The organism is Acidovorax temperans (genome assembly GCF_028596105.1).
Lineage (GTDB): Bacteria > Pseudomonadota > Gammaproteobacteria > Burkholderiales > Burkholderiaceae_C > Acidovorax > Acidovorax temperans.
In genome coordinates this window covers 2,377,042-2,400,809 of record NZ_CP117193.1, presented here as the reverse complement: position 1 = coordinate 2,400,809, position 23,768 = coordinate 2,377,042, and the positions used below count along the sequence as shown (strand labels likewise).

At 61.6% G+C, this 23,768-nt stretch carries 21 protein-coding genes, 2 pseudogenes and 2 riboswitches; of the genes and pseudogenes, 9 read left to right on the top strand and 14 right to left on the bottom strand.

Annotation, left to right across the window (positions count from 1 at the left end):
• Positions 1-56: 56 nt before the first annotated feature.
• Positions 57-449 (bottom strand): FKBP-type peptidyl-prolyl cis-trans isomerase, encoded by a 393-nt coding sequence (locus PQV96_RS11310; RefSeq protein WP_420482207.1) that lies wholly within the window; start codon positions 447-449, stop codon positions 57-59.
• A 116-nt stretch (positions 450-565) separates the two neighbouring features.
• On the opposite strand from PQV96_RS11310, the gene PQV96_RS11305 reads away from it, so the two are divergent.
• Complete coding sequence (locus PQV96_RS11305; RefSeq protein WP_082758840.1) at positions 566-1,894, top strand: IS4 family transposase; 1,329 nt, start codon at positions 566-568, stop codon at positions 1,892-1,894.
• 293 nt (positions 1,895-2,187) lie between these two features.
• Here PQV96_RS11305 and PQV96_RS11300 read toward each other — a convergent pair whose 3' ends face one another.
• Positions 2,188-3,237, bottom strand: coding sequence for an IS110 family RNA-guided transposase (locus PQV96_RS11300; RefSeq protein ID WP_027814485.1), 1,050 nt, complete (start codon positions 3,235-3,237; stop codon positions 2,188-2,190).
• Between the two features lie 93 nt (positions 3,238-3,330).
• A pseudogene (locus tag PQV96_RS11295) lies at positions 3,331-3,708 on the bottom strand (IS5 family transposase); the annotation flags it as partial.
• Between the two features lie 48 nt (positions 3,709-3,756).
• On the opposite strand from PQV96_RS11295, the gene PQV96_RS11290 reads away from it, so the two are divergent.
• The 5 genes from PQV96_RS11290 to PQV96_RS11270 all read left to right on the top strand — a co-directional run bounded on the left by PQV96_RS11290 (position 3,757) and on the right by PQV96_RS11270 (position 8,293).
• Positions 3,757-4,689 carry an IS5-like element ISAav2 family transposase gene (locus tag PQV96_RS11290; protein ID WP_142082744.1) on the top strand — a complete coding sequence of 311 codons (933 nt, stop codon included), beginning with the start codon at positions 3,757-3,759 and terminating at the stop codon, positions 4,687-4,689.
• Between the two features lie 153 nt (positions 4,690-4,842).
• A complete protein-coding gene (locus tag PQV96_RS11285; RefSeq protein WP_207375697.1) occupies positions 4,843-5,853 on the top strand; it encodes a porin in 1,011 nt (336 codons plus the stop codon).
• Positions 5,854-6,148: 295 nt separating this feature from the next.
• Positions 6,149-6,430: a periplasmic Cu(I)/Cu(II)-binding protein CopK gene (gene copK, locus PQV96_RS11280; RefSeq protein WP_207375698.1), complete on the top strand. Its 282-nt coding sequence runs from the start codon at positions 6,149-6,151 to the stop codon at positions 6,428-6,430.
• A gap of 97 nt (positions 6,431-6,527) precedes the next feature.
• A complete protein-coding gene (locus PQV96_RS11275) occupies positions 6,528-7,460 on the top strand; it encodes an IS5-like element ISAav2 family transposase (RefSeq protein WP_142083902.1) in 933 nt (310 codons plus the stop codon).
• Positions 7,461-7,483: 23 nt separating this feature from the next.
• Positions 7,484-8,293, top strand: a complete 810-nt coding sequence (locus PQV96_RS11270; RefSeq protein ID WP_273622962.1) for an integron integrase — start codon at positions 7,484-7,486, stop codon at positions 8,291-8,293.
• Between the two features lie 69 nt (positions 8,294-8,362).
• Here PQV96_RS11270 and gcvP read toward each other — a convergent pair whose 3' ends face one another.
• The 6 genes from gcvP to PQV96_RS11240 all read right to left on the bottom strand — a co-directional run bounded on the left by gcvP (position 8,363) and on the right by PQV96_RS11240 (position 16,142).
• Entirely contained in the window at positions 8,363-11,248 is a 2,886-nt protein-coding gene (gene gcvP / locus PQV96_RS11265; protein ID WP_273622961.1) for an aminomethyl-transferring glycine dehydrogenase, read from the bottom strand.
• A 125-nt stretch (positions 11,249-11,373) separates the two neighbouring features.
• Positions 11,374-11,748 carry a glycine cleavage system protein GcvH gene (gene gcvH, locus PQV96_RS11260; RefSeq protein ID WP_044401996.1) on the bottom strand — a complete coding sequence of 125 codons (375 nt, stop codon included), beginning with the start codon at positions 11,746-11,748 and terminating at the stop codon, positions 11,374-11,376.
• Between the two features lie 106 nt (positions 11,749-11,854).
• On the bottom strand, positions 11,855-13,021 hold the full coding sequence (gene gcvT / locus PQV96_RS11255; RefSeq protein WP_273622960.1) for a glycine cleavage system aminomethyltransferase GcvT: 1,167 nt from the start codon (positions 13,019-13,021) through the stop codon (positions 11,855-11,857).
• A gap of 47 nt (positions 13,022-13,068) precedes the next feature.
• Positions 13,069-13,194: riboswitch (glycine riboswitch) on the bottom strand.
• 13 nt (positions 13,195-13,207) lie between these two features.
• Positions 13,208-13,313, bottom strand: a riboswitch (glycine riboswitch).
• Positions 13,314-13,321: 8 nt separating this feature from the next.
• Positions 13,322-14,599, bottom strand: a complete 1,278-nt coding sequence (locus PQV96_RS11250; protein WP_273622959.1) for a TRAP transporter large permease — start codon at positions 14,597-14,599, stop codon at positions 13,322-13,324.
• Positions 14,596-15,090, bottom strand: coding sequence for a TRAP transporter small permease (locus tag PQV96_RS11245; RefSeq protein ID WP_273622958.1), 495 nt, complete (start codon positions 15,088-15,090; stop codon positions 14,596-14,598). Before PQV96_RS11245 ends, PQV96_RS11250 begins: the two co-directional genes overlap by 4 nt.
• A gap of 80 nt (positions 15,091-15,170) precedes the next feature.
• Positions 15,171-16,142, bottom strand: a complete 972-nt coding sequence (locus PQV96_RS11240; protein ID WP_273622957.1) for a TRAP transporter substrate-binding protein — start codon at positions 16,140-16,142, stop codon at positions 15,171-15,173.
• Positions 16,143-16,487: 345 nt separating this feature from the next.
• Between PQV96_RS11240 and PQV96_RS11235 the strand changes: the two genes are divergently transcribed.
• On the top strand, positions 16,488-16,943 hold the full coding sequence (locus PQV96_RS11235; RefSeq protein ID WP_044402098.1) for an Lrp/AsnC family transcriptional regulator: 456 nt from the start codon (positions 16,488-16,490) through the stop codon (positions 16,941-16,943).
• 96 nt (positions 16,944-17,039) lie between these two features.
• On the opposite strand, the gene PQV96_RS11230 is transcribed toward PQV96_RS11235, so the two are convergent.
• The 4 genes from PQV96_RS11230 to PQV96_RS11215 all read right to left on the bottom strand — a co-directional run bounded on the left by PQV96_RS11230 (position 17,040) and on the right by PQV96_RS11215 (position 21,739).
• Complete coding sequence (locus PQV96_RS11230) at positions 17,040-17,834, bottom strand: ABC transporter ATP-binding protein (RefSeq protein WP_273622955.1); 795 nt, start codon at positions 17,832-17,834, stop codon at positions 17,040-17,042.
• 22 nt (positions 17,835-17,856) lie between these two features.
• Positions 17,857-18,747: an ABC transporter permease gene (locus PQV96_RS11225; RefSeq protein WP_142084410.1), complete on the bottom strand. Its 891-nt coding sequence runs from the start codon at positions 18,745-18,747 to the stop codon at positions 17,857-17,859.
• Between the two features lie 103 nt (positions 18,748-18,850).
• Positions 18,851-19,822 carry an ABC transporter substrate-binding protein gene (locus PQV96_RS11220; protein WP_142084408.1) on the bottom strand — a complete coding sequence of 324 codons (972 nt, stop codon included), beginning with the start codon at positions 19,820-19,822 and terminating at the stop codon, positions 18,851-18,853.
• A gap of 216 nt (positions 19,823-20,038) precedes the next feature.
• Positions 20,039-21,739: an electron transfer flavoprotein-ubiquinone oxidoreductase gene (locus PQV96_RS11215; protein WP_273622952.1), complete on the bottom strand. Its 1,701-nt coding sequence runs from the start codon at positions 21,737-21,739 to the stop codon at positions 20,039-20,041.
• A gap of 143 nt (positions 21,740-21,882) precedes the next feature.
• On the opposite strand from PQV96_RS11215, the gene PQV96_RS11210 reads away from it, so the two are divergent.
• Both PQV96_RS11210 and PQV96_RS11205 read left to right on the top strand, forming a co-directional pair.
• Positions 21,883-22,665: an SDR family oxidoreductase gene (locus PQV96_RS11210; RefSeq protein ID WP_044402016.1), complete on the top strand. Its 783-nt coding sequence runs from the start codon at positions 21,883-21,885 to the stop codon at positions 22,663-22,665.
• Positions 22,666-22,698: 33 nt separating this feature from the next.
• Positions 22,699-23,112 (top strand): annotated as a pseudogene (locus PQV96_RS11205) (acyl-CoA thioesterase); the annotation flags it as partial.
• Between the two features lie 114 nt (positions 23,113-23,226).
• On the opposite strand, the gene tnpA reads toward PQV96_RS11205, so the two are convergent.
• Positions 23,227-23,658, bottom strand: a complete 432-nt coding sequence (tnpA, locus tag PQV96_RS11200; protein ID WP_026437438.1) for an IS200/IS605 family transposase — start codon at positions 23,656-23,658, stop codon at positions 23,227-23,229.
• Positions 23,659-23,768 lie beyond the last annotated feature (110 nt).

Sequence of the window (23,768 nt, the reverse complement as noted above, 5' to 3'; positions counted from 1 at the left end):
AGTATGTCGATACCCAGCGCTTCGCATCAAGCACGCGAAGCCAGTTCTGCGGCGCTTCAGCGTTTCACAGAAATCAACTCGACCTCAAAGTTCAAAGTGGTGTTGGGCGGAATCACGCCACCCGCACCGCGCTCGCCATAGGCAATGCTGGCAGGGCAGGTCAGCTTGGCCTTGCCGCCCGGCTTCATGCGCTGCACACCTTCCGTCCAGCAAGGAATGACGCGGTTCAGCGGAAATTCGGTGGGCTCGCCACGCTTGTAAGAGCTGTCGAACTCCTTGCCATCCAGGAACATGCCCTTGTAATGCACCTTCACGGTGTCAGTGGCCTTGGGCGACTCGCCCGCGCCGTCCTTGATCGATTCATAGACCAGGCGGCTTTGTTGCACAAACCAGCCCCATTGCACTGGTAACCTCGGCGCATGAATGAACCCCAAGGGCCTAAGAACCATCCCTTTCAAGGTGTTGTCCCTGCTCCCGCAGCAGTAACCTTCGCCCCACAGAGGGAGAACTGCGGATGTGGAAAGAAGTCTTGGAGAGGTTTGAGAGCCATGCGCCGGTGAGCGTGATGACCCGGGTGGCGTTGGAGCATGCCTTGCCGGCGTGCTGGGTGGATGAAGTGTTCCAGACCAGCCGCCAACGCCAATATCCACGCGAGTTGCTGTTCTCCAGCGTGGTGGAGCTGATGATGCTGGTGAGCCTGGGGCTGCGCCCCTCGCTGCACGCGGCGGCCAAGAAGATGGCGCAGTTGCCCGTCACGCTGGCGGCGCTGTACGACAAGGTCAAGCGCACAGAGCCCCAGGTGCTGCGGGCACTGGTGCAAGGCAGCGCGGCGCGCCTGCAGCCGGTGGTTGCTGCGGTAGGCAGCCAGCCCAGCCTACAGGGCTGGCAACTGCGCATTCTCGATGGCAACCATTTGCCAGCCAGTGACAAACGCCTGGCGCCACTGCGCTCGCACCGGGGAGCGGCCATGCCGGGCCACACGCTGGTGGTCTACGACCCCGACAGCGCCCTGGTCACGGACATCCTGGCCTGCGAGGACGCGCACGAGAGCGAGCGCGTAGGCGCGGCCACCTTGCTGCAGCAGGCCCAGCAGGGCCAGGTGTGGATCGCCGACCGCCACTTCTGCACCCGCACCCTGCTGCAGGGCTGGCAACAGCGCCAAGCGGGCTTTATCGTGCGTGAGCACGCCAGGCACCCGAAGTTGGACAATACCGGCCCCTGGAGCGAAGCCGTGCCAACAGAGACAGGGCAGGTGCGTGAGCAAGCCATTGAGCTGGCGGCCACCCAGGAGACGGTGCTCGCCCCGCCGTCCTGGCGCCGCATCGAGATCCAGTTGCAGGCGCCCACCGAAGCGGGTGACCAAAGCATTGCCTTGTGGAGCAACCTGCCGGCGAGCATCGACGCGGCCACCATTGCGCAGTTGTACCGCAAGCGCTGGCGCATCGAGGGCTTGTTCGGACGGCTCGAATCGGTGCTGCACAGCGAGATCCGGACCTTGGGCCACCCGCGTGCGGCGCTGTTGGGGTTTGCTGCAGCAGTGCTGGCGTTCAACGTGTTGGCGCTACTCAAGCGCTGCGTGGAGCAGGCGCACTGCGAGCGAGCGCCTGGTCTGGATGTCTCGACCTATCACCTGGGCGTGCATGTGGCCAGCGACTACCAGGGCATGCTCATCGCGCTGCCATCTGAGGTGTGGCAATCGTGGTGCGAGGCGTCAGGCGGGGAGGTTGCGCAGCATCTGCTGCGCTTGGCAAGGACGGTCAACCCGCGCAGTGTTGCCACGGCCAAGCGCGGCCCCAAGAAGGAAAAGCCTGGGGGATACGTGGCTGGCGCTGTGGCTCGCAAGCAGCTGTCCACCGCTCGTGTCCTCAAACAGGCTGCGGGGACAAGACCTTGAAAGGGATGGGCCTAAGAACCTTATATGGACGCCCCGAATAAGCCAAGCCCTCACTCACTGCTGCCAAGAAGGTAAAGATTGCACCCGTATATCCGGACTTGTTGTGGCGCGAGCCACGGTCCCTGATGGGAATCGCTGGTGGAGGTCCTATCGGTTCAACGCACTCCAAGTGCCACGTTCTTATCGGATTTCATCCACCACGGTCTGACCTGTCTTGCCATCACTTCATGATTGCTTGAGCAATCGGTTGGTTTTCTCCCGCTCCTCGTTCTTGTCGTGCCGGCGCTAGTTGCTCAGACCGACTCTCGTACGTAGCCCGGCTCGTAGCTCCTGTCATGCGCGAGCAACGCCCACACGATGCGGGCATTCTTGTTGGCCAGCGCCACCGCCGCTACGTTCTTGTTGCGCCGCTGCAGCACACCATTGAGCCAGCCACACTGCGCGCTGCCCTGGCCTTGGTGCTGGTCTTTTTTCTGGGCGTGATAGATCACCGAGCGCGCTCCGTGAATCAGCAAGGTGCGCAAATACGTGTCGCCCCGTTTGCTGATACCCAGCAGGTTTTGTTTGCCCCCGCTGGAGTGTTGGCGTGGCACCAGCCCTAGCCAGGCTGCCACCTGCCTGCCATCCTTGAAGTTCTTTGCATCCCCCAGAGATGCCACCAATGCGCAGGCCGTGATGGGGCCAATGCCGGGGATCTGCCCGAGTTTGCGACTCAAGTCGCTTTGGCGGTGCCAGGCCACGATTTGTGCCTCCAGCTCCTGCACCTGGCAGTCAAGCTCCTTGAGGTGCTCGAGCAGACGTTGTATCAACAGTCTAAACACGCCGGGCAACTCGTTGGCTGCATCCTCAATGAGCATTGGCACCCGTTGGGTAATGTGGCCTATGCCTTGGGGAACGATCACCCCAAACTCGGCCAGCAGGCCCCGGATCTGGTTGGCCTGTGCAGTGCGGGCCTTGACAAAGCCCTGGCGCACCCGGTGCAGGGCCAGCACGCCTTGCTGCTCCACGTTCTTGATCGGTACGAAGCGCATGCTCGGGCGGGTGACGGCTTCGCAGATGGCAGCCGCATCGGCTGCATCGTTCTTGTTGGTCTTGACGTAGGGCTTGACGAACTGGGGTGCCATCAGGCGCACGGTGTGGCCCATGCCCTGAAGCTTGCGCGCCCAGTGGTGGGCGCTGCCGCAGGCTTCCATGCCAATCAGGCAGGGCGGCAGGTTCACGAAGAAGGCAGCCATCTGTTCGCGCTTGAGCGGCTTGTTGAACACGGCTTTGCCGTGCTCATCCACGCCGTGGACCTGGAACACATTCTTGGCCAAATCGATGCCAATGGTTGTAATCTTCATGGTGGACGCTCCTGCTCGTTGAGGTGGAAAAACTGACATCTCCACTGTGGCACTTTCGATGCCGTTTAGGGTGGGGGCGTCCATCCCATTGGTTCAAGATCTTTTGAGCAGCAGAGCCAAGAATGCCAGATGGACGAACTGCAAGCTGGTGTTCAGCAACCTCTCGCAGTTCTTCCACAACCGCCTGTTCTTCTCCAACCAGGCAAAGCTGCGCTCCACCACCCAACGCTTGGGCATCACCTTGAACGTATGCAGTTCACTGCGCTTGGCGATCTGTACCGCGACGTGTCCGCCCAGAATGTCTTGGACGCCCTGGGCAAACGGCCGGCCCACATAGCCGCTGTCACACAAAAGAGCTTGCACCCGGCTCAAAGAAGGTTTGCAGCGCTGCAGTGCCTGCAAGGCTCCTTTGCGGTCCGTTACCTGCGCCGTGGTCACCGCAATAGCGTGCGGTAGCCCCTGTGTGTCCACTGGGCGTTGTTGCACAAATGCCGGTCGCAGCTGATGTAGGCTCGGGAGATGAGAGAGACGAGCTGGGGTCGGGTTAAGTACCGCACAACGAACTGGAAGGCTTACAACGCAGCGTTGAAGGCGCGAGGTGAGCTGACCATTTGGCTCGATAGGGATATGCAGTGGCTAGCTCAGCCCACGGGCAAGCGTGGTCGTTGCCAAAAATTCTCAGATGCGGCCATTCAGTTTTGCCTGACCATCAAGTGCTTGTTTGGCCAGCCCTTGCGCCAGACACTGGGCCTGGTTGAGTCGCTATTGGGTATGGCAGGCCTGGATTGGCCAGTGCCCGACTACAGCACGGTGTGTCGCAGGCAAAAGAGCTTGGATGTGCAGGTGCGCTACCGTGCAAGTGACAAAGGCTTGCACATGCTGGCCGACTCCACGGGCATCAAGTTCTTGGGCGAAGGTGAGTGGAAAACCAAAAAGCACGGCGCACAGCGGCGCCGCCAGTGGCGCAAGGTGCATCTGGGTATTGATGCCCAGACACTGCAGATTCGGGCCATCGCAGTAACAACCAATGAAGTGGGCGACTCGCCCATGGCAGCAGACCTGCTAGGTCAAATTCCAAGCAATGAAGAGATAGCTAGCTTTACCGGTGATGGGGCGTACGACACGCAGGATGTACATAAGGCGTGCTACCTGCGGGGAGCCATTCCAATCATCCCGCCGCGCAAAGGAGCGAAGCTGCGCAAAGGGCTGGCATTTGCTCACCGCAATGAAGCGGTCAAGGCGTGTAGGCAGTTGGGGCGGGCTATCTGGAAACGCTGGAGCGGCTACCACCGAAGGTCACTGGTGGAGACCAAGATGAATTGCTTCAAGCGCCTGGGCGAGAAGGTCATGGCCAGGACGTTTGAGCGCCAGGTGACCGAGCTGCACATCCGAGCTTCAATCCTCAATCAATTTACCGATCTGGGCACGCCCCAGACGGTCGCTGCTGCGTAAATCTTTTTGGGATTGGGGATGCCTTGGCCTATGGCCGATTTATGCAACAAAGCCATATCACGCAACTGTAATATAGGATTGATACCATCGGTGCCGATGTGAATACAGCATCAATGTTGAAAATTTTTTCCTACTGACTTCCCGGAGATTTAAATGCAATATAAATTTGTGGCTGCGGCACTGCTCGCATCAATTCCGTTCGCGGCTGTCGCGCAATCCAGCGTCACGATCTATGGCATCGCTGATGCCGCCGTAGCGGCCGAGAATGACGGCAGCAACAAGGTCGTGAAACTCAACAACGGCGGTCGGTCCGCCAGCCGTCTGGGCTTTCGCGGTACCGAAGATCTGGGAGGCGGCCTGAATGCCCTTTTCAATCTTGAGTCCGGCATCGATCTCACTACCGGACAAAGCTCTAGCACGTCTACTTTTTTTAATCGCCGTGCGATCGTCGGTCTCAAAGGCGGCTTCGGCACAGTGACGCTGGGCCGCGAGTACTCGCCGATCGATAGCCTGGCTAGCCCTTCCGACATTATGGAACTGAGCTTTGCTGGTGGCTCCCTGAGTGCATTCGGTAGCGCCCGTAATCGTTTGACACGCCGTTTAGACAATTCGATCAATTACAAAACGCCGTCGTTCAACGGCTTGGTGGGCAGCCTCGCGTATGCCCTGGGCGAACAAGCCACGGGACCGTCGAAAGATTTGCTCGGCCTGGGGGTCAACTACTCAAATGGTAAGCTGTTCCTGGGCGCCGCCTACCAGACGTCCAAGCGCGTTGCCGCCGGCGACGACAAGGAGTACGCAGTTGGCGCCGGCTACAATTTCGGCGCGTTTGACGTGAAGGCAAACTATCTGGTCTCCGATCCGGATGGAGCAAACATCAAGTTCGAACAGTTCAACCTCGGCGCATCGGTTGGCTTGGGTAGCGGCCGCTTGTATGCCAACCTCCAGCAGAACAAGATCGAATCCGGCGCCAAGGGCAAGGGTTTTGCGGTTGCATATGCATATCCGCTGTCGAAGCGGACCAGCCTGTATACCTCGTATGCCACGCTGCGCAACAACGCTATCGGCCAATTCGGTATGGAATCGTCGGGCACGAAGCTAGCGCCAGCGGCGCTCGGCACCGATCCATCGGTGTTTGCGGTCGGCGTGCGGCATTTGTTTTAACGGGTAAACCGTGCATCGATAAATCGATGCACTGAATGGGCGATTGCAGGCCAATCGCTCTTCAGGATTTGGACGTGCTTGGCGATTTCGAACGCCAACACCGGTTATCGCGTCAACGGATACGCCGCCAGTGACGTATGGGGATGTCGTGAGCAAGAACACCGGGGAGAGCCAATCGGATACAATTGATCAGTCTGACCGATGAGTGACTGAATTGTCACTCATCGGTTGGCAAATTGTCAGGATCAACAACCTAATATTCACAGTGCAGTACAACTTCTTGAGGAGATTAAAAATGTTGAAGAAAATGCTTGCAATCGTGGCCCTGAGCTCACTGGGTTTTTCCGCCTACGCCGTTGATGCATCTCAAGTTGAGAAATCCATCGAACTGAAAGATGGCTCGACGGTTTATATCTTCAAAGACGGAAAGATGGCCATGGAAGATAAATTTGGCCGCTCGGTCCGCATGAAGAAGGATACCGTGATGGAAACCAAAGATGGCCAGAAAATCATGATGCACGGTGATGAGGTTATGCGCCTCGAGAATATTCTCCGCCTAGTGAGTAGTCGCGGTTAAGACTATTCTGCCGCAGTCACGGCTCCTTCGGGAGCCGTTATCAATTTGAAGGGCGTTGTTGCACAAATGCCGGTCGCAGCTGATGTAGGCTCGGGAGATGAGAGAGACGAGCTGGGGTCGGGTTAAGTACCGCACAACGAACTGGAAGGCTTACAACGCAGCGTTGAAGGCGCGAGGTGAGCTGACCATTTGGCTCGATAGGGATATGCAGTGGCTAGCTCAGCCCACGGGCAAGCGTGGTCGTTGCCAAAAATTCTCAGATGCGGCCATTCAGTTTTGCCTGACCATCAAGTGCTTGTTTGGCCAGCCCTTGCGCCAGACACTGGGCCTGGTTGAGTCGCTATTGGGTATGGCAGGCCTGGATTGGCCAGTGCCCGACTACAGCACGGTGTGTCGCAGGCAAAAGAGCTTGGATGTGCAGGTGCGCTACCGTGCAAGTGACAAAGGCTTGCACATGCTGGCCGACTCCACGGGCATCAAGTTCTTGGGCGAAGGTGAGTGGAAAACCAAAAAGCACGGCGCACAGCGGCGCCGCCAGTGGCGCAAGGTGCATCTGGGTATTGATGCCCAGACACTGCAGATTCGGGCCATCGCAGTAACAACCAATGAAGTGGGCGACTCGCCCATGGCAGCAGACCTGCTAGGTCAAATTCCAAGCAATGAAGAGATAGCTAGCTTTACCGGTGATGGGGCGTACGACACGCAGGATGTACATAAGGCGTGCTACCTGCGGGGAGCCATTCCAATCATCCCGCCGCGCAAAGGAGCGAAGCTGCGCAAAGGGCTGGCATTTGCTCACCGCAATGAAGCGGTCAAGGCGTGTAGGCAGTTGGGGCGGGCTATCTGGAAACGCTGGAGCGGCTACCACCGAAGGTCACTGGTGGAGACCAAGATGAATTGCTTCAAGCGCCTGGGCGAGAAGGTCATGGCCAGGACGTTTGAGCGCCAGGTGACCGAGCTGCACATCCGAGCTTCAATCCTCAATCAATTTACCGCTCTGGGCACGCCCCAGACGGTCGCTGCTGCGTAAATCTTTTTGGGATTGGGGATGCCTTGGCCTATGGCCGATTTATGCAACAAAGCCCCCAGAATCAGGCGAAAGCCGCAATTTTGTATTTGTACAAGCAGGTGCTGGGTGTGGATTTGCCTTGGCTGGACGATGTGGTGCAAGCCAAAACGCCCAGGCGTCTGCCGGTGGTGTTGACGGCCGCCGAGGTGCGCACTTTGCTGCTGCACACGCAGGGCACCACCGGGCTGATTGCGCAGTTGCTGTATGGCACGGGTATGCGTTTGCTGGAGGCGCTGCGCCTGCGCGTCAAGGATGTGGAGTTTGCCCGGCGCGAGATTGTGATTCGCGAAGGCAAAGGTAATAAAGACCGCATCACCGTGTTGCCCGAAAACCTGATCGGCCCTTTGCAGCAGCAATTGCAGAAGGCGCGGGCGTTGCACGAGAAGGATTTGGCGGCGGGATTTGGCCGTGTGCATTTGCCGCACGCGTTGGCGGTGAAGTACGCCCAGGCGGACCGCAGCTGGGCCTGGCAATGGGTGTTTCCGTCGCCTGTGCGCTCAGTGGATCCGCGCCCCGACGCGGCGTCGGGTGCCTTGCTGGAGCGGCGCCACCATGTGTACCCTGAGTCGGTGCAGCGCGCGGTACGCGAGGCGGCCCAGTTGGCGCAGATCGACAAGCCGGTGAGTCCGCATGTGCTACGCCACTCGTTTGCAACGCATCTGCTGCAAGCGGGCTATGACATTCGCACGGTGCAAGAGTTGCTCGGCCATGCGGATGTGAGCACCACCATGATTTATACGCATGTGCTGAGCAAGGGCGGGCGCGGGGTGCTCAGCCCGCTCGATGCTCTGTAATGCACAAAGGCCCGTCACCGGGCCTTTGTTTTTATGGGCAGCGCCATCACAGCGCTGCATCAGCGGGCTTTACGCCAATTCGCTCACCGGCAAGCAGCTGCAGAACAGGTTGCGGTCGCCGTAGACGTTGTCCACCCGGCCCACGGGCGACCAGTATTTGGACTGGCGCAGGGCGGCCACGGGGTAGGCGGCGGCTTCGCGGGTGTAGGGGCGGTTCCACTCGGTGCCCAGCAGGCTTTCTGCGGTGTGGGGCGCGTTCTTGAGCGGGTTGTTGTCCTGTGGCAGTTGGCCGTTTTCGATCTGGCGGATTTCTTCGCGGATGGCGATCATTGCGTCGATGAAGCGGTCCAGCTCAAACAGGGTTTCGCTCTCGGTGGGCTCCACCATCAGCGTGTTGGGCACAGGGAAGCTGAGCGTAGGGGCGTGGAAGCCGTAGTCAATCAGGCGCTTGGCCACATCTTCGGCCATCACGCCGCTGGTGTCCTTGAGCTGGCGCAGGTCCAGAATGCACTCGTGGGCCACGTGGCCGTTTTCGCTGGCGTACAGCGTGGGGTAGTGGTCCTTGAGGCGGGCGCTGATGTAGTTGGCGCTGAGGATGGCGGTTTCGGTCGCGGCCTTCAGGCCTTCGGCGCCCATCATGCGGATGTACATCCAGCTGATGGGCAGCACGGCAGCATTGCCCAGGGGCGCGGCGCTGACGGCACCCACGCCGCCCTTCACGCCGCCGGTGTCATGGCCGGGCAGGAAGGGCACCAGGTCTTCCACCACGCAGACGGGGCCGACGCCAGGGCCGCCACCGCCGTGGGGGATGCAGAAGGTTTTGTGCAGGTTCAGGTGGCTCACGTCGCCGCCGAACTCGCCGGGGGCGGCCACACCGACCAGGGCGTTCATGTTGGCGCCGTCCACGTACACGCGGCCGCCGTGGCTGTGCACCAGGGCGCACAGTTCTTTCACGCTGGTTTCAAACACGCCGTGCGTGCTGGGGTAGGTGATCATGATCGCGGCCAAATTGGCGCTGTGCTGTTCGCACTTGGCCTTGAGGTCGGCCATGTCCACGTTGCCGTTGTCGTCGCACTTGGTCACCACCACCTGCATGCCCACCATCTGGGCGCTGGCGGGGTTGGTGCCGTGGGCGCTGCTGGGGATGAGGCAGATGTTGCGGTGGCCTTCGCCACGCGATTCGTGGTAGCCCTTGATGGCCAGCAGGCCAGCGTACTCACCTTGCGAACCCGCGTTGGGTTGCAGGCTGATGCCTGCGTAGCCGGTGGCCTGGCACAGCCAGGCGCGCAGCAGTTCGTCCAGTTCCTTGTAGCCTTGCTGCTGGTCTGCAGGGGCAAAGGGGTGCACGTTGGCAAACTCGGGCCAGGTGATGGGGATCATCTCGCTGGTGGCGTTGAGCTTCATGGTGCACGAGCCCAGCGGGATCATGCTGCGGTCCAGTGCCAAGTCTTTGTCAGACAGCGCGCGGATGTAGCGCAGCATGCCGGTTTCGGAGTGGTGGGTGTTGAACACCGGGTGTGTGAGGTAGCTGCTGGTGCGGCGCAGGGCGGCAGGGATCAGCGACTCCACGCCGTTTTCAAAGGCGTCGAAGGTGGGAAGCTGCTGGCCTTCTTTGGCAAACACCTTCCACAGCAGCTCGATGTCGGCGCGTGTGGTGGTCTCGTCCAGCGAGATGCACAGGTATTCTTCAAAGTAAATTCGCAGGTTAGCGCCCATGGATACAGCGCGAGCAGCTATGGATTTGGTAGCGGCTCCGGTGTGCAGGCTCAGCGTGTCGAAGCTGGCTTGTTCACGCACGGGGGCGCCCAGTTGCTTCAGGCCTTGCGCCAGGATGGCGGTGTAGCTGGCCACGCGCTGTGCGATGCGCTTGAGGCCTTCGGGGCCGTGGTACACGGCGTACATGCTGGCGATGACGGCGGGCAGCACCTGCGCAGTGCAGATGTTGGAGGTGGCCTTTTCGCGGCGGATGTGCTGTTCGCGTGTTTGCAGCGCCAGGCGGTAGGCGGGCTTGCCATGCACGTCCACGCTCACGCCCACCAGGCGGCCGGGCATGCTGCGCTTGAATTCGTCGCGGCAGGCCATGTAGGCGGCGTGCGGGCCGCCCGCGCCCATGGGCATGCCAAAGCGCTGGGTGGTGCCGACCACGATGTCGGCGCCTTGTTCGCCGGGCGGTGTGATCAGCGTCAGGGCCAGCAGGTCGGCTGCCACGATGAAGGCGGCTTGCTTGGCGTGCGCCTTTTCCACATCAGCGCGCAGGTCGTCGATGCGGCCGCTGGTGGCGGGGTATTGGGCCAGCACGGCGAAGTAATCGCCGTCCAGCAGGGTGTTCCATTCTTCGGCCGAGTTGGCCAGGCGCACTTCCAGGCCCAGGGGCTTGGCGCGGGTCTGGATGACTTCAATGGTTTGGGGGTGGGCATCGCCCGCCACCACGAACACGTTGCTCTTGCTCTTGACCGAGCGCCTGGCCAGCGTCATCGCTTCGGCGGCCGCCGTGGCTTCGTCGAGCATGGACGCATTGGCAATGGGCATGCCCGTCAGGTCGCACACCATGGTCTGGAAGTTGACCAGGGCTTCCATGCGGCCTTGGGAGATTTCAGCCTGGTAGGGCGTGTAGGCGGTGTACCAGGCGGGGTTCTCCAGAATGTTGCGCAGGATGACGCCCGGCGTGTGCGTGCCGTAGTAGCCCTGGCCGATGAAGCTCTTGAGCAGCTTGTTCTTGCCCGCGATGGCCTTGAGCTCGGCCAGCGCCGCTGCCTCGGTGGTAGCCGGGGGCAGGTCCATGGCCTGGGTGCGCGCGATGGAGCGCGGCACGATGGAGTCGATGAGCGCGCGGCGCGAGGCCTCGCCAATCACAGACAGCATGTGGGCTTCGTCCGCTGCGTCGATGCCGATGTGGCGGGGCAGGAATTCGGCGGCGTTCTCAAGCGCAGACAGGGGCAGGGCAGGCGCGTTCATGGTGCGGGCAAGGGTGGGCAGGTGAAAGAAAAGCTGCCGCGCTGTGTGGTTCCTGTTTCAGAGGTTTTTGGCTCTGAAGGCTTCAGGAATAAGCGCTGGCAGCTATGATTTTTATAGTGAAAGAATCAGGCGCTGGCAGCGAATGCGCTGTAGGCGGTTTCGTCCATCAGGTCGTTGAGCTGTGCAGCGTCTGCCAGCTTGACCTTGAAGAACCAGCCAGCGTTGAGCGGGTCGCTGTTGGCAAGGGATGGGTCTGCGCGCAGGGCTTCGTTCACTTCCACGATTTCGCCGGTGACGGGCATGTACACGTCTGCAGCGGCTTTCACCGACTCGACCACGCCAGCCACTTCGCCTTGCGCGAAGGTCTTGCCCACTTCGGGCAGGTCCACAAACACCACGTCGCCCAGCGCGTCTTGCGCATGCACGGTGATGCCCACCACAGCGGCGTTGGCATCAGCAGCGTTGATCCACTCGTGGTCTTTGGAGAATTTGACGGTCATGGGGAGCTCCTCAAGCAATTGAAAAAGTTTAGGAATCTGCAATGTAAGCGGCTTGGCCCGTTTTGTGGCGGGCCGTTCTGCGCCCGGTGGGGGCGCGCTGGGCTGCTTATCCGCGGAAGTAGTTGGCGGGCACGAAAGGCATGGCGCGCACTTCCATGGGCACGGCCTTGCCGCGCACCATGGCGTTGACGCGTGTGCCCACCGCTGCGAAGGCGGGTGTGACATAGCCGATGGCGATGGGTTCGTTCACGGTGGGGCCCAGCAGGCCGCTGGTCACTTCGCCAATCTTCTGGCCGCCTTCGCTTTGCAGTTCGGTGTGTTCGCGCACGGGCACGCGCTCCAGCGCCACCAGGCCCACGCGCTTGCGTGGCAGCGTGGCGGGGTTGTCGATCTGGGCCAGCACCTTGTCGGCGCCGGGGAAGCCGCCTGCACGGGCACCACCGGTGCGGCGCACCTTCTGAATGGCCCAGTTCAGCGCAGCTTCAGGGGGCGTGGTGGTGGTGTCGATGTCGTTGCCATACAGGCACAAGCCGGCTTCCAGGCGCAGCGAGTTGCGAGCGCCCAGGCCAATGGGCTTGACTTCGGGCTGGGCCAGCAGGGCGCGGGCCAGGGTGTCGGCCTGTGCGGCGGGCACCGAGATTTCAAAACCGTCTTCACCGGTGTAGCCGCTGCGGGTTACAAAGCAGTCGCAGCCTGCGATGCTGAATGCGCCACCGGTCATGAACACCAGCTTTTCCACACCGGGTGCCAGGCGGGCGAGGGCCGTGGCTGCCTGCGGGCCTTGCAGCGCCAGCAGCGCGTGGTCGGGCATGGGCACCACTTTGCAGCGCTGGCCGATGCGCGCCTGGATGTGGGCAATGTCACCCACCTTGCACGCGCCATTCACGATGACGAACAGCGTAGGCTCGCCATCCACCACGCCCTGGTTGAAAAACATCAGGTCGTCGATGATGGTGCCTTCGTCGGTCAGCAGCAGGCCGTAACGCTGCTTGCCCACGGGCAGGTCGATCACGTCCACGGGCATCAGGGTTTCAAACGCGGCAGCAGCATCCGCTCCGATGAGCTTGAGCTGGCCCATGTGCGACACGTCGAACAGGCCTGCAGCGGTGCGGGTGTGTACGTGCTCGGCCATCAGGCCAGCGGGGTACTGCACGGGCATGGAGTAACCGGCAAACGGCACCATGCGGGCACCCAGTTTGATGTGCAGGGCGTTCAGCGGTGTGGTGAGCAGGGGAGCGGCTGGCGTGGCAGGTGCGGAAGAGGCTGCGGACATGGGATGACTCCAGGGCAAATGGGGGCCGCAACCCGGTGGGTTACGGAATTTGCCCTGCTGTCCGCTTTACCTGAGAGATTCACCGCAGCGCCTTGGCTGGCCGTGCGGTTTGCTCCTTCGGTGGATGGCTTCATCACGCACTGTGCGAGCCATCTCTCTCCAGCAAGGGAACGCCCGCATCACTGCGGGCGGTTGTCAGTCCTTTTGCCTGAGCGTTCGGCTGCTGCCTGCGCCTTCGGCGGTGCCGCGCTGCCTTCATCGAAGGTGGGGCACTCTCTCCTGACGGCCGCGATTGTAAGCCTACTTTGCGTAGACCAGGTCGCGCAGCCCTAACGAGATCGATGGCACATAGGTGATGACCAGCAGGCACACCAGGATCACGCCCACGAACGGCAGCAGGTGGCCGACGATGCGATCGAGCGAAATCCTGGCCACCGTGCAGGCCGCAAACAAGTTCACGCCGAAGGGCGGCGTGATCATGCCCAGCGCCAGATTCACCACCATGATGAGCCCGAAGTGCACCGGGTCCACACCAAAGTGCATCGCCACCGGCGCAAGGATGGGCGCCAGCACGATGATGGCGGCGCTGGTCTCGATGAACATGCCGATGATGAACAGCGCAGCATTCACCCCCAGCAGGAACATGGTGGGCGACTGCAGCACGGCTTCAAGCCAGCGGCCAATCGCATCGGGCACACCTGCGCGCGTGATGAGGAAGGCGAACAGCCCGGCGTTGGCAATGATGAACATGATCACGGCCGACGAGAGAGCCGACTTGCGCAGGATGGCGTACAGGTCTTTGACCTTGATCTCGCGGTAGATCACCACGCCCACGAGGAGTGCATAGAACACCGCCACGGCCGAGGCTTCGGTGGGGGTGAACACGCCGCCATAGATGCCGCCCAGGATGATGACGGGCATCAGCAGCGCCCAGCCCGCCTGCAAGGTGGCCTTGCCAAAGGACAGGCGCCCATCTCCATCGTTCTTGCCCCAGCCTTTGATCTTGCAGTACACCCACACAAACGCCATCAGCGCCAGGCTGATGAGGATGCCGGGGCCAAAGCCCGCGATGAACAGCTCGCCAATCGACACTTCGGCGCTCACGCCGTAAAGAATCATGGGGATGGAGGGTGGAATGATCACGCCCAGCTCGGCACTGGTGGCCTGCAGGGCTGCTGCGTAGCTGGTGGGGTAGCCGTGCTTGATGAGCGCAGGAATCAAAATGGCGCCAATCGCAAACGTGGTGGCCACCGACGAGCCCGACACCGCCGCAAAGATCATGCAGGTGAGCACGCAGGTCATGGGCAGGCCGCCTTGCACGCCGCCCACAATGCTCTTGGCAAATTCCACCAGGCGGCGTGAGATACCGCCGGTTTCCATCAGGTTGCCTGCGAGGATGAAGAATGGAATGGCCGCCAGCGGAAACTTGTTGATCGAGGCGAACATTTCCTTCACCGAGATCAGCATGTTGGCGTTGGATACCTGAATGCCCAGAATGGACGCAAGCCCGATGGACACGGCCACCGAGACGGTGAGTGCAAAGCACAACACCATGGTGAAAAGCATGGTGGTGGTCATTGCGCTGTCTCCAGTTCCTGGCGTTGGGGGTCAACCCAGTTGCCGATGATTCCTACGGCGCTGAACAGCCCACCCACGGGCAGCGCCAAATAGGCCCAGAACATGGACACCGATTCCAGCCCCGCCATGGTCTGCACACCGCCGCGCTTGGCGTAGTCCCAGCCAAACCAGACGATCACCGCAATCAGTGCCAGTGCGGCCAGGCTCACCACCGCATCCAGCACGCGGCGCAGGGCTGGCGGGCTCCAGCGGTAGAGGACGTCCACGCTCACCATCGCCCCCTGGCGAAAGGCTGCGGGAATGGCCAGAAACACCATCCAGATCAGGCTGAAGCGGATGAGCACCTCGGTCCACTCGGCAGGCTGCTCCAACACAAAGCGCATCAGGATCTGGAACATGCCCAGCGACGAGGCGATGGCCAGCATCAGGCAGGCCGCTGCCATGGCTGCGCCGGTGGTCCACCGCTCTAATTGAAGAAAAGTTTTTTTCATGAACGAAAAAGCCCGTTGGCGCAATGCCAACGGGCGGTACTAGCTATGATTTGTGTAGCGAACGCGAAGATTCCATGCGATTACTTCACGGCACGGATCTTGTCGAGTGTGGCCTTGCCGAATTGCTTTTCAAACTCGGCATTCACTGGGGCCAGGGCTGCCACAAACTTGGACTTGTCGGGGTTGTCCACCACGGTCATGCCCTTGGCGCGCAGGTCGGCCACGCCCTTGGCGTCGTCTTCGTCCACACGGGCGCGGTTGGCCTTGGTGCCTTCCTTGGCGGCGTCGATGAAGGCCTGCTTGTCTGCAGCGCTGAGCTTGTCAAACGCGGCCTTGTTCATCACGAAGATGCAGGGCGAGTAGACGTGGCCCGTCAGCGTCAAGTGCTTTTGCACCTGGTCGAACTTGGCCGAGATGATCACGGGCAGGGGGTTCTCCTGGCCGTCCACGGTGCCTTGTTGCAGAGCAGTGAACACTTCAGGGAAGGCCATGGGCGTGGTGATGATGCCAAAACCCTTGTAGGCGGCGATGTGCACGGGGTTCTCCATGGTGCGCATCTTCAGGCCCTTGAGGTCTTCAGGGCCGTTTACCGAACGCTTGCTGTTCGTCATGTGACGGAAGCCGTTTTCTGCCCAGGCCAGGGCCTTGAAGCCCTTGGCGTCGAACTTGGCCAGCAGCTCTTGGCCGATGGGGCCATCGAGCACCGCGCGGGCATGGGCCTTGTCGCGGAAGAGGAAGGGTACGTCGAGGATTTTGGTCTCGGGCACAAAGTTGGGGATGGGGCCACTGGAGCTGAAGGCCAGCTCTTGCGTGCCCAACTGCACGGCTTCGATGGATTCGCGCTCACCGCCCAGTGCGCCGTTGTAGAAGGTCTGAACCTTGTAGCGGCCGCCCGTGCGCTTTTCCACTTCCTTGGCAAACGTGTCGATGGCCACGCCCTGGTGCGAGTTCTGGGCGACAGAGATGCTGATGCGCATGGTGGTCTGCGCGGCCGCTGTGGCAACAAAGCCCAAAGCAAGGCTCAGGCCGACGACGAGTTTGGTCAATTGCATGGTGTCTCCTGTGGTGGGGCGCAGCCACGGTGGCGCGCCGGTTCAATTCCATTATGTTGGCCTCCGTCGCGCCAGAGCATCGGGGTTTGTGCTGGTAAGTGTGCTTATCAGTCGCCTGGGCAACTGCGCAGTCTGCCCATAGCTGTTGTGGGGCCCTGAATGGCAAGCGCCCCGTGCTGGCGGTAACCAGCCGGGGCCTTGGCAGTTGGGGCGGCTCCGGTAAGAGCGCCTTGATGCAGTGAGTATGCAGACCGCGCCCCGGTTTTGTTTTCTGTTTTGTCTTCAAATTTTGAATAAAACAGAAATATCTTCTGATTTGGTGTCCGTGGCGGAATAATGGCTGCCATGGACAAGATTGACCGAAAAATTCTCGCTGTATTGCAGGCCGATGCCCGAGCCAGCCTGCAAGAGATTGGGCAGGCCGTGGGGCTGAGCCCTTCGCCTTGCTGGGGGCGCATCAAGAAGATGGAGGAAGCCGGGGTGATCCAGGGCTACACGGTGCGTATCAACCCGCAGGCGCTCGATTTGGCCGATACGGTGCTGGTACAGGTCACGCTCGACAGCCATTCAGACAACACGCTGGAGAAGTTTGGTGAGACGCTGGCCAGCATCCCGGAGGTGATCGAGGCGCACCTGGTATCGGGCGACTACGACTACCTGCTGCGCATCGTGGTGAAAGACACGCGCGACTACGAGCGCCTGCTGCGTGAGAAGCTCTACAAGATCAAAGGCATTCGCCACAGCCGTTCCAGCTTTGTGCTGCGCACGCTGAAAAAGGCGGATCTACCGTTGGGCGTGTAATGGGGGCGTTATGAACAAAAATAGCTGCTGGCGCTTATGTAGTAAGCGCCAGCAGCTATTAATTCAGTAGCGTCTTGGTGGAGCGGCTGGCTGCTGTCAGCCCAGCAGCAGTGCGTCGTCGGCCAGCTTTTCGCCGCGCACCTTCTCGAACATCTGCAGCAGGTCGGGCACATCCAGGCGCTTGCGCTCTTCGCCCGACACATCCAGCACCACCTGGCCCTGGTGCAGCATCACCGTGCGGTCGCCCACATCCAGCGCCTGGCGCATGCTGTGCGTGACCATCATGGTGGTCAGCTGGCTTTCGGCCACGATGCGTTCGGTCAGCCGCAGCACGAAGTCAGCGGTGCGCGGGTCGAGTGCGGCGGTGTGCTCGTCAAGCAGCAGGATGCGCGAGGGCTGCAGCGCTGCCATCAGCAGGCTCACGGCCTGGCGCTGGCCGCCCGAGAGCAGGCCAATCCGGTCAGTCAGGCGGTTTTCCAGCCCCAGGCCCAGTGTGGCCAGGCGCTCGCGAAAGCCCTCGCGCATCGATGCCTTGACGGCGCGGCCCAGGTTGCGGAACGTGCCGCGGCGCTGGGCCAGTGCCATGTTTTCTTCGATGGTGAGGTCTTCGCAGGTGCCCGCCATCGGGTCCTGGAACACGCGGGCCACGCGCTCGGCACGGGCCCACACGGGCATACGGGTGACGTCCACGCCATCGATGGCGATGCGGCCGCTGTCCACTGTCTGATCGCCCGAAATGGCGTTCAAAAAGGTGGACTTGCCGGCGCCATTGGAGCCAATGACGGTGACGAACTGCCCGGCCGGGATGTCCAGCGACATGCCGCGCAGTGCGCGCGTTTCGATCGGCGTGCCGGGGTTGAAGGTGATTTCGAGGTGTTGGGCGCTCAGCATGGGGCTCTTTCGGTGCGCGGGTTCAGGACGGCTTGCGCTTGGCGAACTTGCGCTTGAGCTGCGGAATCACCAGCGCCACGGCCACCAGCACGGCGGTGACCAGGTTCAGGTCTTGTGCCTTGAGGCCGATGAAGTCGCTGTTGAGCGCCAGAGCAATGAAGAAGCGGTAGGCGATGGCGCCGATGATGACCGCCAGCGTGGCATAGATCAGGCGGCGCGAGGGCAGGATGCTCTCGCCCACGATCACGGCAGCCAGGCCGATGACGATGGTGCCGATGCCCATGGAAATGTCCGAGCCGCCCTGCGTTTGCGCAAACAGCGCACCGGCCAGGCCCACCAGCCCGTTGGAGATGGCCATGCCCAGCAGCAGCATGGCGCCGGTGTTCACGCCCTGCGCGCGGGCCATGCGGGCATTCGACCCGGTGGCGCGAATGGCCAGGCCGCGTTCGGTAGCAAAGAACCAGTCCAGCAGCAGCTTGGCGGCCACCACGATGACGGCGAGGATCAGCGGGCGCGCAATGTAGTCCTGCATGCCTTCGGGCTGCAGCAGCACGAACAGGGTGGGGTCGTTGATGAGAGGCACGTTGGGCCCGCCCATGATGCGCAGGTTGATGGAGTACAGCGCAATCATCATCAGGATGCTGGCCAGCAGGTCCATGATCTTGAGCTTGACGTTGAGCCAGCCGGTGATCAGCCCGGCCACGGCACCTGCCGCCGTGGCAGCCAGCGTGGCCACCCAGGCGTTGGTGCCGGTGGAAATCAGAATGGCGCAGACGGCGCCGCCCAGCGGAAAGCTGCCATCCACCGTGAGGTCAGGAAAGCGCAGCAGCCGGAACGAAATGAAAACGCCCAGGGCCACCAGGCTGAAGATCAGGCCGATTTCAACGGCGCCGAGCAGGGAAAAGAAGGACATGGGCAGCGGGGCCAGCAAGGGGAAAAACAAAGCAGGAGCCACGCGGGGCATGGCTCCTGCCGGAGGGGCCGGGCATACGCCCAGCCCTGCAGCACGGCGGTGCTTACTGCACCACTTGCGCGGCCGACTTGACCAGCGCGTCGGACAGCTTCACGCCCTGCTTTTCGGCAGCGCCGGGGTTCACGAACAGTTCCATCTTGGTGCTGATCTCGGGCTTGATGTCGCCAGGCTTTTCACCCTTGAGGATGCGCGCCACCATGCGGCCGGTCTGCTCGCCTAGGTCGCGGTAGTTGATGCCGAAGGCAGCGATGGCGCCGCGCTTGACGCTGTCGGTGTCGGATGCTACGAGTGGGATCTTGGCGTCCTGGCCCACCTTCACCAGTGCCTCGTAGGCCGACACCACGTTGTTGTCGGTGCTGGTGTAGATCACATCGACCTTGCCGATCAGGCTGCGTGCGGCGCTGCTCACGTCCACCGAGCGGGGCGCTGCGGCTTCCACCAGCGTCATGCCCAGCTTGGGCAACAGGGTCTGCAATTGCTTGACCACGACCACCGAGTTGGCTTCGCCGGGGTTGTAGACCACGCCCACGCGCTTGGCGTTGGGCACCACTTGCTTGACCAGCTCCATCTGCTTGTCTAGCGCCAGCAGGTCGGACACCCCGGTCACGTTGCCGCGCGATGGCTCCCAGTCTTTCACCAGCTTGGCAGCCACGGGGTCGGTCACGGCGGAGAAGACCACGGGCACCGTCTTGGTCGATGCAATCACGGCCTGGGCCGAGGGCGTGGCAATGGCCACGATGGCGTCGGGATTGTCACCCACGAACTTGCGGGCGATTTGCGCAGCGGTGCCGGTGTTGCCCTGGGCGCTTTGGTACTGCCACTTCAGGTTTTTGCCGGACTCGAAGCCTGCCTTTTTCAGGGCTGCCTGCACGCCGTCGCGAACCGAGTCAAGGGCAGGGTGTTCCACGATGGCCGTCACGGCCACAGATTTTTGCTGTGCGCTGGCGGGGGAGATGGCGGCTACGGCCAGGGCGAGGGCGCCCAAGGACATCCAGGGCAATTGCTTCAAGTTCATCTTCGGGGACTTTCTGAGGAGGAGAGATACCGCGGGCCCCGGTGAGGCTGCGTTGGGGCCAGCCCATGAGTTTACTTCGCTGTGCCTGGCAGGCCGCGTGCTTGCGGCAGCCGTCCCACGCGGGTGCTCTGCTATTCGTGCCGCCATCGGTTATCCAAAGAAAAAGGGCCTGCAAGGCAGGCCCTTCAAGCGCAATGCGCTATGGTTTTTGCTGGCTTACATGCCAGCGTAGTTCGGGCCGCCACCGCCTTCTGGCGTGACCCACACGATGTTCTGTGTGGGGTCCTTGATGTCGCAGGTCTTGCAGTGCACGCAGTTTTGCGCGTTGATCTGCAGGCGCTGGGCATCGCCGCCCTTGGTGGTGTCGGGCACAAACTCGTACACCCCGGCCGGGCAGTAGCGTGCCTCGGGGCCGGCGTACTTCGCCAGGTTGATCTTCACCGGCACGCTGGCGTCCTTGAGCGTCAAGTGCGCAGGCTGGTTCTCTTCGTGGTTGGTGTTGCTGATGAACACGCTGGAGAGGCGGTCAAACGTCAGCTTGCCATCGGGCTTGGGGTAGTCGATGGGTTTGCACTGCGCTGCAGGCTTCAGGTAGGCGTGGTCGGGCTTGTCGCGGTGCAGCGTCCAGGGGATATGGCCGCGCAGCACAAACTGCTCAAAGCCGTTCATCAGCGTGGCGGTGGTCAGGCCGTATTTGAACCAGTTCTTGAAGTTGCGGTCCTTGTTCAGCTCGGTGTGCAGCCAGCTGGCCTCAAACGCCTTGGGGTAGGCGCTCAGCTCGTCGTGCTGGCGGCCCGCCACCACGGCTTCATAGGCGGCTTCTGCGGCCAGCATGCCGGTCTTGATGGCGGCGTGGCTGCCCTTGATGCGGCCCACGTTCAGGTAACCCGCATTGCAGCCCACCAGTGCGCCGCCAGGGAACACCGTCTTGGGCAGCGAGTTGATGCCGCTGGCGTTGATGGCACGTGCGCCGTACGACAGGCGCTTGGCGGTGATTTCGCCCTTCTCGTTTTCGAAGTAGTAGCGGACGTTGGGGTGGGTCTTCCAGCGCTGGAATTCTTCAAAGGGGCTGAGGTAGGGGTTGGAATAGCCCAGACCCGTCACAAAACCGACGGCGACCTTGTTGCCTTCGAGGTGGTACAGGAACGCGCCGCCATAAGTGTCGTTCTCCATGGGCCAGCCAGCGGTGTGCATCACAAAGCCGGGCTGGTGGCGCTTGGGGTCAATTTCCCACAGTTCCTTGATGCCGATGCCGAAGCTTTGCGGGTCACGGCCTTCGTCCAGGTGGTACTTGGAAATCAGTTGCTTGCCCAGGTGGCCGCGTGCGCCTTCGGCAAACACGGTGTACTTGCCCAGCAGTTCCATGCCGAGCTGGAAGTTGTCGGTGGGCTCGCCTTCCTTGCTGATGCCCAGGTTGCCCGTGGCCACGCCGCGCACCGAGCCGTCTTCGTTGTACAGCACCTCAGCCGCCGCGAAGCCGGGGAAGATTTCCACGCCCAGGGCTTCGGCCTGCTCGGCCAGCCACTTGGTGACAGCGCCCAGGCTCACGATGTAGTTGCCGTGGTTGTGTGCAAAGGGGGGCAGCAGCGGGTTGGGCACGCGAAAGCCCGACTTCTTGCTCAGGAAGATGTAGGCATCGTCGGTCACCGGCTGGTTCAGTGGCGCGCCCTTGGCCTTCCAGTCGGGGATCAGCTCGGTCAGGGCCTTGGGGTCCATGATGGCGCCCGACAGAATGTGCGCGCCGGCCTCAGAGCCTTTTTCCAGCACGACCACGGACACATCCTTGCCGTTTTCAGCAGCCAGTTGCTTGAGGCGAATGGCTGTCGACAGACCGGCAGGGCCACCGCCGACCACCACCACGTCGTACTCCATGGATTCGCGGGGACCGTACTGGGCAAGAATTTCTTCGTTTGTCATGAGCGTCTCGTCGGGCGTTTGATAATGGTTTGATTTTCTACCGGCAATGGTGCGTCCACTGTCTGGCTGGGGACTGATTGTATGCAAGCGAACGCACACAATCGAACGATCGTTCTATTTTTCGGAATTTGGAGGAAATTCAAATGGCATACAGCATCGACCTGTCTGGCCGCGTGGCCTTCGTGACCGGCGCTTCCAGCGGCCTGGGCGCCCAGTTTGCACGCACCCTGGCCCGTGCGGGCGCAGGCGTGGTGCTGGCCAGCCGCCGCATCGAAAAGCTCAAGGAGCTGCGCGCCCGCATCGAAGGCGAGGGCGGCGACGCCCACGTGGTGGAGCTGGACGTGACGGACCACGATTCCATCAAAGCCGCCGTGGCACACGCCGAGACGGAGATGGGCTCCATCGACATCCTGGTCAACAACTCGGGCGTGAGCACGACCCAGCGCATCCAGGACGTGACGCCTGAGGACTACGACTTCATCTTCAACACCAACGTCAAGGGCGCCTTCTTTGTGGCGCAAGAGGTGGGCAAGCGCATGCTGGCCCGCTCGCGCGGCGCGGCGCCGGGCAGCTTCACGGGCGGGCGCATCATCAACATTGCCTCGATGGCAGGCCTGAAGGTGCTGCCGCAGATTGGCGCCTATTGCATGAGCAAGGCCGCCGTGGTGCAGATGACGCGCGCGATGGCGCTGGAGTGGGGCAAGTTCGGCATCAACACCAACGCCATCTGCCCTGGTTACATCGACACCGAAATCAACCACCACCACTGGCAGACCGAGCAAGGCCAGAAGCTGGTGAACATGCTGCCGCGCAAGCGCGTGGGCAGCCCCGAAGACCTGGACGCACTGCTGGTGATGCTGGCCAGCGACCAGAGCCATTTCATCAACGGCGCGGTGATTGCCGCAGACGATGGTTTTGCGGTTTGATGTGCGTGGCGTGATGGGCAGCGGGGGCGGGTGATGCGGATTGAAATTCCTGAAGTCAAAAAGCTGGTGTACGAGATGCGCTTCCCCGTGCGCTGGGGAGACATGGACGCCATGGGCCATGTCAACAACACGGTGTACTTCCGCTACCTGGAGACAGCGCGCATCGAATGGATGCGCTCCGTGGGCTGCAACCCCGCGCCCGATGGCCAGGGGCCGGTCATCGTCAACGCCTTCTGCAACTTCTATCGCCAGCTTGAATACCCTGCGGATGTGCTGCTCAGGCTGTATGTGAGCGACCCCGGCCGCACCACCTTTGAAACCTGGGGCACGATGGAGCGAGTGGACGAGCCTGGCGTGATCTGCGCGGCAGGCGGGGCCACCACGATCTGGGTGGATTTCCCGCAGCAAAAAGCCATCACGCTGCCGGACTGGATGCGGGCCTTGGTGGAGGTAACCATCCCCCGGCAAAGCCGGGGGCATTCGGGATGTGAGCCGCTCAAAGCGGCTGTAAGGGGTCGCTAACGCGGCCCCTCATTCTTGGGGCCACCTATCGGTGGCTACTCACCTCCATAGACCGAGTTGGTCCAACCTCTCGTCTTCCTTCTCCTGGTTTCGGATGTACTCCCGTATCACCGCTTCGTCGCGTCCCACCGTCGAGACGAAGTACCCTCGCGCCCAGAAGTGCTGACCCACGAAGTTGCGCTTTCGCTCTCCGTACACCCGCGCAAGGTGGATTGCGCTCTTGCCTTTGATAAAGCCCACCACCTGCGACACCGAGTACTTCGGTGGGATCGACAGCATCATGTGCACGTGATCGGGCATCAGATGCCCCTCTTCAACCCTGCATTCCTTTTGCGCGGCCAACTTTCTGAATACCTCACCCAGGTGTTCGCGTAGCTGCTTGTACAGCGTTCGCCTTCGACACTTGGGGATGAAGACCACGTGATATTTGCAATCCCAGGCCGTGTGACTCAAACTTTCATACTTGTCCATCGTGTTTCTTCCTTTCGTTTGCTTGGCGGCTCACGATTGAAAGTCTCTACGGTGGACAACCTCCTGAAAAGTCAAACTTCTACTGCCTCCCCGGCAGAGCCGGGGGGCCT

Coding starts and splice junctions, on each gene's coding strand:
- PQV96_RS11310 (WP_420482207.1), bottom strand. CDS start 449: ATGGTTCTTAGGCCCTTGGGGTTCATTCATGCGCCGAGGTTACCAGTG.
- PQV96_RS11305 (WP_082758840.1), top strand. CDS start 566: ATGACCCGGGTGGCGTTGGAGCATGCCTTGCCGGCGTGCTGGGTGGAT.
- PQV96_RS11300 (WP_027814485.1), bottom strand. CDS start 3,237: ATGAAGATTACAACCATTGGCATCGATTTGGCCAAGAATGTGTTCCAG.
- PQV96_RS11290 (WP_142082744.1), top strand. CDS start 3,757: ATGAGAGAGACGAGCTGGGGTCGGGTTAAGTACCGCACAACGAACTGG.
- PQV96_RS11285 (WP_207375697.1), top strand. CDS start 4,843: ATGCAATATAAATTTGTGGCTGCGGCACTGCTCGCATCAATTCCGTTC.
- copK (WP_207375698.1), top strand. CDS start 6,149: ATGTTGAAGAAAATGCTTGCAATCGTGGCCCTGAGCTCACTGGGTTTT.
- PQV96_RS11275 (WP_142083902.1), top strand. CDS start 6,528: ATGAGAGAGACGAGCTGGGGTCGGGTTAAGTACCGCACAACGAACTGG.
- gcvP (WP_273622961.1), bottom strand. CDS start 11,248: ATGAACGCGCCTGCCCTGCCCCTGTCTGCGCTTGAGAACGCCGCCGAA.
- gcvH (WP_044401996.1), bottom strand. CDS start 11,748: ATGACCGTCAAATTCTCCAAAGACCACGAGTGGATCAACGCTGCTGAT.
- gcvT (WP_273622960.1), bottom strand. CDS start 13,021: ATGTCCGCAGCCTCTTCCGCACCTGCCACGCCAGCCGCTCCCCTGCTC.
- PQV96_RS11250 (WP_273622959.1), bottom strand. CDS start 14,599: ATGACCACCACCATGCTTTTCACCATGGTGTTGTGCTTTGCACTCACC.
- PQV96_RS11245 (WP_273622958.1), bottom strand. CDS start 15,090: ATGAAAAAAACTTTTCTTCAATTAGAGCGGTGGACCACCGGCGCAGCC.
- PQV96_RS11240 (WP_273622957.1), bottom strand. CDS start 16,142: ATGCAATTGACCAAACTCGTCGTCGGCCTGAGCCTTGCTTTGGGCTTT.
- PQV96_RS11235 (WP_044402098.1), top strand. CDS start 16,488: ATGGACAAGATTGACCGAAAAATTCTCGCTGTATTGCAGGCCGATGCC.
- PQV96_RS11230 (WP_273622955.1), bottom strand. CDS start 17,834: ATGCTGAGCGCCCAACACCTCGAAATCACCTTCAACCCCGGCACGCCG.
- PQV96_RS11225 (WP_142084410.1), bottom strand. CDS start 18,747: ATGTCCTTCTTTTCCCTGCTCGGCGCCGTTGAAATCGGCCTGATCTTC.
- PQV96_RS11220 (WP_142084408.1), bottom strand. CDS start 19,822: ATGAACTTGAAGCAATTGCCCTGGATGTCCTTGGGCGCCCTCGCCCTG.
- PQV96_RS11215 (WP_273622952.1), bottom strand. CDS start 21,739: ATGACAAACGAAGAAATTCTTGCCCAGTACGGTCCCCGCGAATCCATG.
- PQV96_RS11210 (WP_044402016.1), top strand. CDS start 21,883: ATGGCATACAGCATCGACCTGTCTGGCCGCGTGGCCTTCGTGACCGGC.
- tnpA (WP_026437438.1), bottom strand. CDS start 23,658: ATGGACAAGTATGAAAGTTTGAGTCACACGGCCTGGGATTGCAAATAT.